The organism is Phenylobacterium sp., from assembly GCF_030697925.1.
Taxonomy (GTDB): domain Bacteria; phylum Pseudomonadota; class Alphaproteobacteria; order Caulobacterales; family Caulobacteraceae; genus Phenylobacterium.
The window spans coordinates 1-5422 of sequence record NZ_JAUYOJ010000125.1 but is presented as its reverse complement, the minus strand read 5'-3'; the positions used below and the strand labels follow the sequence as shown (position 1 = coordinate 5422).

The 5422-nt window shown below is 66.9% G+C and carries 4 protein-coding genes and 1 pseudogene; 1 reads left to right on the top strand and 4 read right to left on the bottom strand.

Going from position 1 to position 5422, the window contains the following annotated elements; genetic code table 11:
• Positions 1–270: pseudogene (locus Q8Q88_RS11410) on the bottom strand (acetylglutamate kinase); the annotation flags it as partial.
• Between the two features lie 117 nt (positions 271–387).
• Here Q8Q88_RS11410 and Q8Q88_RS11405 point away from each other — a divergent pair.
• Positions 388–1656, top strand: coding sequence for an amidohydrolase family protein (locus tag Q8Q88_RS11405; RefSeq protein WP_305675308.1), 1269 nt, complete (start codon positions 388–390; stop codon positions 1654–1656).
• Here Q8Q88_RS11405 and Q8Q88_RS11400 read toward each other — a convergent pair.
• The 3 genes from Q8Q88_RS11400 to yidC form a co-directional block, all read right to left on the bottom strand.
• The gene (locus Q8Q88_RS11400) at positions 1653–2795 is read right to left on the bottom strand and encodes an acyl-CoA dehydrogenase family protein (protein WP_305675307.1); all 1143 of its coding nucleotides are present in this window, start codon (positions 2793–2795) and stop codon (positions 1653–1655) included. The two genes, Q8Q88_RS11405 and Q8Q88_RS11400, sit on opposite strands and share 4 nt — an antisense overlap.
• Positions 2796–2861: 66 nt before the next feature.
• A complete protein-coding gene (yihA, locus tag Q8Q88_RS11395) occupies positions 2862–3515 on the bottom strand; it encodes a ribosome biogenesis GTP-binding protein YihA/YsxC (RefSeq protein ID WP_305675306.1) in 654 nt (217 codons plus the stop codon).
• Positions 3512–5320, bottom strand: coding sequence for a membrane protein insertase YidC (gene yidC / locus Q8Q88_RS11390; RefSeq protein ID WP_305675305.1), 1809 nt, complete (start codon positions 5318–5320; stop codon positions 3512–3514). The genes yihA and yidC overlap by 4 nt, the downstream gene beginning before the upstream one ends.
• Between the last annotated feature and the right edge of the window lie 102 nt (positions 5321–5422).

Here is a 5422-nt window from a genome sequence, read left to right as displayed (position 1 = left end):
CAGGCCGTCGACGAAGCTCGACTTCACCCCGGCCTTGTCCAGCATGCGCGAGATCTGCGGCCCGCCGCCGTGAACCACCACCGGATGGCAGCCCAGCATCTTCAGCAGCACGGCGTCGGCGGCGAACAGGCGCGCGACGCTTTCCTCGCCCATGGCGTGGCCGCCGTATTTGATCACCACGACCTCGCGGTCATAGATCTGGATATAGGGCAGGGCCGTGGCCAGGGTCTTCGCGGTGGCCCAGCCCTGTTCTTCGGCGTCGTCGGTCAAGGTCGCGGCCCTCCAATCGGGAGGTTCCGATAGCGGACCCTGGGACGCATGTCACCGCCTCGACGCATGGCGCAGCCGTGCTAGCTTCGCCGCACTTTCCGAACCCAGAGGGATTTCATGCGCTCCATCGCTCTCGCCGCCGCGTTCGCGGCGCTCTCCGTCGGCGTCGCCGAGGCCAAGACCGTGGCGGTCAGCGCCGAACGGCTGATCGACGTCGCCAACGGCAAGGTGATGGAAAAACCCCTGGTGATCATCACCGACGGGCGGATCACCGCGGTGGGCCGCCAGGGCGACGCGGTCCCGGCCGGCGCCGAGCAGGTCAGCCTGCCGGGGGTGACCCTGCTGCCGGGCCTGATCGACATGCATGTCCACCTGACTTCGTCTCCGCTCTATGGTGGCTACACCTCCCTGCAGTTCTCCGACGCTTTCGGGACGGTGATCTCCACCCGCCACGCCAAGGACACCCTGGAGGCGGGCTTCACCACGGTGCGCAATGTGGGCTCGGAGTTCTATGGCGACGTGGGCCTGAGGGAGGCGATCGAGGCCGGCTTCGTGCCGGGACCGCGGGTCGTGCCAGCGGCCTATTCCTTCGGCGCGACCGGCGGGCACTGCGATTCGACCTACTTCCCGCCGTCCATGGAGCAGCAGGCGCCCTATGTCGCCAACGGCCGCGACCAGGCCCGCGAGGCGGTCCGCCGGGTGCGCAAGTACGGCGCCGAGGTGATCAAGATCTGCGCCACGGGCGGGGTCTTCTCGCGCCGGACCTCGCCGGGGGCCCAGCAGCTCACCCTCGATGAGATGAGCGTGGTGGTCGAGGAGGCGCACATGGCGGGCATGAAGGTCGCCGCCCACGCCCACGGCGCGCCGGGCATCGCCGCCGCCGTCAAGGCCGGGGTCGACACCATCGAGCACGCCAGCCTGGTGGACGACGAGGGGATCAAGCTCGCCGCCCAGAAGGGAACCTGGTTCGGCATGGACATCTACAACACCGACTACACCCAGGCCGAGGGCAAGAAAAACGGCGTGCTGGAGGAGAACCTGCAGAAGGACCGCGACATCGGCGAGATCCAGCGGCAGAACTTCAGCAAGTCATTGAAGGCCGGGGTGCGGCACATCTACTCCACCGACGCCGGAATCTACCCGCACGGCGACAACGCCAAGCAGTTCGCGGTGATGGTGCGCTACGGCGCGACGCCGCTGCAGGCGATCCAGACCGCCACGGTCAACGCCGCCCAGGCGCTCGGCTGGGAGAAGGACGTCGGCCAAGTGGCGGTGGGCCGCTACGGTGACCTGGTCGGCGTGGCCGGCGACCCGCTCAGCGACGTGACGGTGCTGGAGAAGCCGGTCTTCGTGATGAAGGGCGGCGGCGTGGTGAAGCGGCCCTAGATCGAGCGGGCGACGACCTCCTTCATGATCTCCGAAGTGCCGCCGTAGATCCGCTGGACCCGCGCGTCGCGCCACAGGCGGGCGATGGGATATTCGTTCATGTAGCCGGCCCCGCCGTGGAGCTGCAGGGCGGTGTCGCAGGCCTCCCATTGCAGCTCGGTGTGGAACAGCTTAGCGGCGGAGGCCTCGGCGGCGGTCAGCTCGCCGGCCACGTGGCGCTTGATCGCCCAGTCCAGGTGCGCCCAGCCGACCTGCAGCTTGGTCTTCAGCGCCGCCAGGGTGAAGCGAGTGTTCTGGAAATCGAAGATCGACTGGCCGAAGGCCTTGCGGTCCTTGGTGAAGGTCACGGCCTCGTCGAAGGCGCGCTGGGCGCCGGCCTGGCCGGCGATGGCGATCTGCAGGCGCTCCTGGGGCAACTGGCCCATCAGGTGGGCGAAGCCGCGGCCTTCTTCGCCGAGGCAGTTGGTGATCGGCACCCGCACATCGTTGAAGAACAGCTCGGAGGTGTCGGCCGAGCTTTGGCCGATCTTGTCGAGGTTGCGGCCCCGCGCGAAGCCTTCGCGCTCGCGCTCCACCAACACCAGGGAGATGCCCTTGGAGCCCAGGGTCGGATCGGTCTTGGCCACCACGATGACCAGGTCGGCGTTCTGGCCGTTGGTGATGTAGGTCTTCGAGCCGTTGATGACGTAGTGGTTGCCGTCCCGCTTGGCGGTGGTCTTGACCCCCTGGAGGTCCGAGCCGGTTCCTGGTTCGGTCATGGCGATGGCGGTGATCACTTCGCCCGAGACCATGCCCGGCAGCCAGCGGGCCTTCTGCTCCTCCGAGCCGTAGTTGATCAGGTAGTCGACGGTGATGTCCGACTGCAGGGTGACGCCGGCCGAACAGCCCGCATAGGCCAGCTCCTCGCCGATGATGGCGTTGTAGCGGTAGTCGAGGCCCAGCCCGCCGTACTCGGCCGGAACCTGCGGGCAGAGCAGGCCCGCCTCGCCATAGGCCAGCCAGAAATCGCGATCGACGATGCCCTCCTCCTCCCAGCGGTCGAGGTGGGGGTGGAGGATCTTGTCGAACACCTTGCGGACCTGGTCGCGGAAGGAGTCGAGTTCGGCGTCATAGGCCGTGCGGCCGACGGTGGTGAGCATGGTGGCGGGCCCTGGTTGATTTCAGGCCCATCTTTCACGGTGACGTAGGGTAGGGAAAGCCTGCCTCTAGGTGAGCGTGATCCCGCAGGCGGCCATGATCTCGGCGCGCAGCTCGGGGAGGCCCGTGCCCTTCTCGGACGAGGTCGCCAGGACCCGGGGGAAGGCGGCGGGGCGCTTGGCGATGGCCGCCTGGGTCTTGGCGACCATGGCCGCGACCTCGGACGGTTTGATCTTGTCGGCCTTGGTCAGGATGATCTGGTAGGAGACGGCCGCCTTGTCGAAGGCGTCCATAGGCTCCTTGTCGACTTCCTTCAAACCGTGGCGCGCGTCGATCAGCAGATAGGCGCGCTTCAGGTTCGGGCGACCGCGCAGATAGTCGCGGCCCATGTTCTGGAATTTCTTCACCGTGGCCTTGGAGGCCTTGGCCCAGCCATAGCCGGGCAGGTCGACCAGGCGCAGGCGGTCGTCAAGGACGAAGAAGTTCACCTCGCGGGTGCGGCCGGGCTCGTTGGAGGCGCGCGCCAGCTTCTTGTGGCCCACAAGGCCGTTGATCAGCGACGACTTGCCCACATTGGAGCGGCCGGCGAAAGCGACTTCCGGGAGGTCGGGCGCGGGCAGGCCGTCGATGGCCACGGCGCCCATCAGGAAGCTGGCCTCGCGGGCGAACAGCACCCGGCCGGCTTCCAGTTCGTCCTCGTCGAAGTCTCCGGTGTCGGTCACCCGGCGGCCTTTGGTTTGCCCGTCAGCTTGTTGATGATCTGGTCGATGGGATTGTCCACCTTGAAGCGGCGCATGATCACGTACTGCTGCAGCACGGTCAGCACGTTCGACCAACACCAGTACATCAGGAGGCCCACCGCGAAGGGCGCCATGATGAAAGTGAACATGATGGGCATGAACTGGAAGATCTTCTGCTGCACCGGGTCCGGCGCGGGCGGGTTCATGGCGGTCGAGAACCACATGGTCACGCCGTAGAGCAGGGCCAGCGGGCCAAGGTGCAGGAAGTCGGAGTTCAGGATGCCGCCGATGAGCGGCACGGTCGCCGGATTGTAGGGGAACAGGCCGAACAGGTTCCAGACCGTCAGGGGATCCTTGGCCGACAGGTCCTGGATCCATCCCACGAACGGCGCGTGACGCATCTCGATGGTGACCGTCAGCACCTTGTAGAGCCCGTAGAAGACCGGGATCTGCACCAGCATGGGCAGGCAGCCGGTCAGCGGATTGATCTTTTCCGTCTGGTAGAGGGCCATCAGCTCCTGTTGCTGCTTGGCTGGGTCCTCCTTGTATTTCGTGCGCAGCGCCTCGATCTGCGGCTGCACCTTCTTCATCTTGGTGATCGACTCGTAGCTCTTATTGGCCAGCGGGAAGAAGACGATCTTCACCGCGACGGTCAGCAGCAGGATGGCGATGCCGAAATTCCCGACCTGGCGGAAGATGAAGTCGAGGAAGGCGAACATATAGCGGGTGATGAACCAGAAGTTCCCCCAGTCCACCGCCCAGTCGAAGCGCGGCACGCCCAGCTTGGCCTCGTAGTCCTTCAGGACTGGCACGGTCTTGGCGCCGGCGAACAGGCGGGTGGTCTCGGTGATCTGGCGACCGGGCGCGATGACGTGCGGCTGGCCCACATAGTTGGCTTCATAGATGTCCAGGCCGCCCGCGGCCTTGGTCACCCGGTACTGGGTTTGCACCTTCTCGGTCTGGTCGGGAATGAGCGCCGCCAGCCAGTACTTGTCGGTGATGCCGGTCCAGCCGCCCGTGGAGGTGAGCGACGGCCCGCCCTCCTTCAGCCACTTGCCGTACTTCACCTGCTGCAGCTTGCCGTCCAGCATGCCGATGGCGCCCTCGTGGACGATCTGGTTCTTGCCCAGGTCGTCCGGCACGCCTTGGCGCTGCACCGAGGCGTAAGGCGCCAGCACCACCGATCCCGCGCCGAGATTGGCCACGGTGTCGGTGACGGTGAACATGAACCGGTCATCGACCTCGATCTTGCGGGTGAAGGTCAGGCCCGCCCCGTTGGAGGTGCGAAGCACCAGCGGCTTGCCGGGCGCCAGGACAGACCCCTCGACCAGCTGCCAGACGGTGCCGGCGTCGGGCAGGCCCGGCAGGTTGGCGCCGGTCCAGCCGAACTCGGCGAAGAAGGCATGGCGCGCGCCCTCGGGGCGCAGCAGCTCCACCGGTGGCGAGGTCTTCTCGATGCTGACGCGGTAGTCCTTCAGGAACAGGTCGTCGATCCGCGCCCCGCGCAGGGAGACCGAACCCGAGAGGGCCGGGCTGTCGATCGGCGCCCGGGCGCTGGCGGCGGCGGCGTCTTGGCGCGACACCACCACCGTCCCCGGGGCGGCGCTCGGCAGGGCGCCCGGCTTGGCGGCGACGTCGGCGACCTGGGCCGCGGCGGCCTTCTGTCTCCCCAGTTCGGCGTTACGGCGCTTGGACGCCGGTTCCAGCACGAAGATCTGGTAGACGATCAGGATGATGACCGCGCTGACCACGAAGATGATCGTGTTGCGGTTGTTGTTGTCTTGCATAAGGACGCGCGCTCAGGCGGAAGGGGAGGGGGCGCGCGTATCAGCGCGGGACGGAACGTCGCTTTCGGCCGCGAGGCTTATCAGCGCGCTTTTCACATCGTC

Excerpts from the sequence above, each read along its gene's own strand:
- Q8Q88_RS11405 (WP_305675308.1), top strand. The coding sequence starts at position 388 with ATGCGCTCCATCGCTCTCGCCGCCGCGTTCGCGGCGCTCTCCGTCGGC.
- Q8Q88_RS11400 (WP_305675307.1), bottom strand. The coding sequence starts at position 2,795 with ATGCTCACCACCGTCGGCCGCACGGCCTATGACGCCGAACTCGACTCC.
- yidC (WP_305675305.1), bottom strand. The coding sequence starts at position 5,320 with ATGCAAGACAACAACAACCGCAACACGATCATCTTCGTGGTCAGCGCG.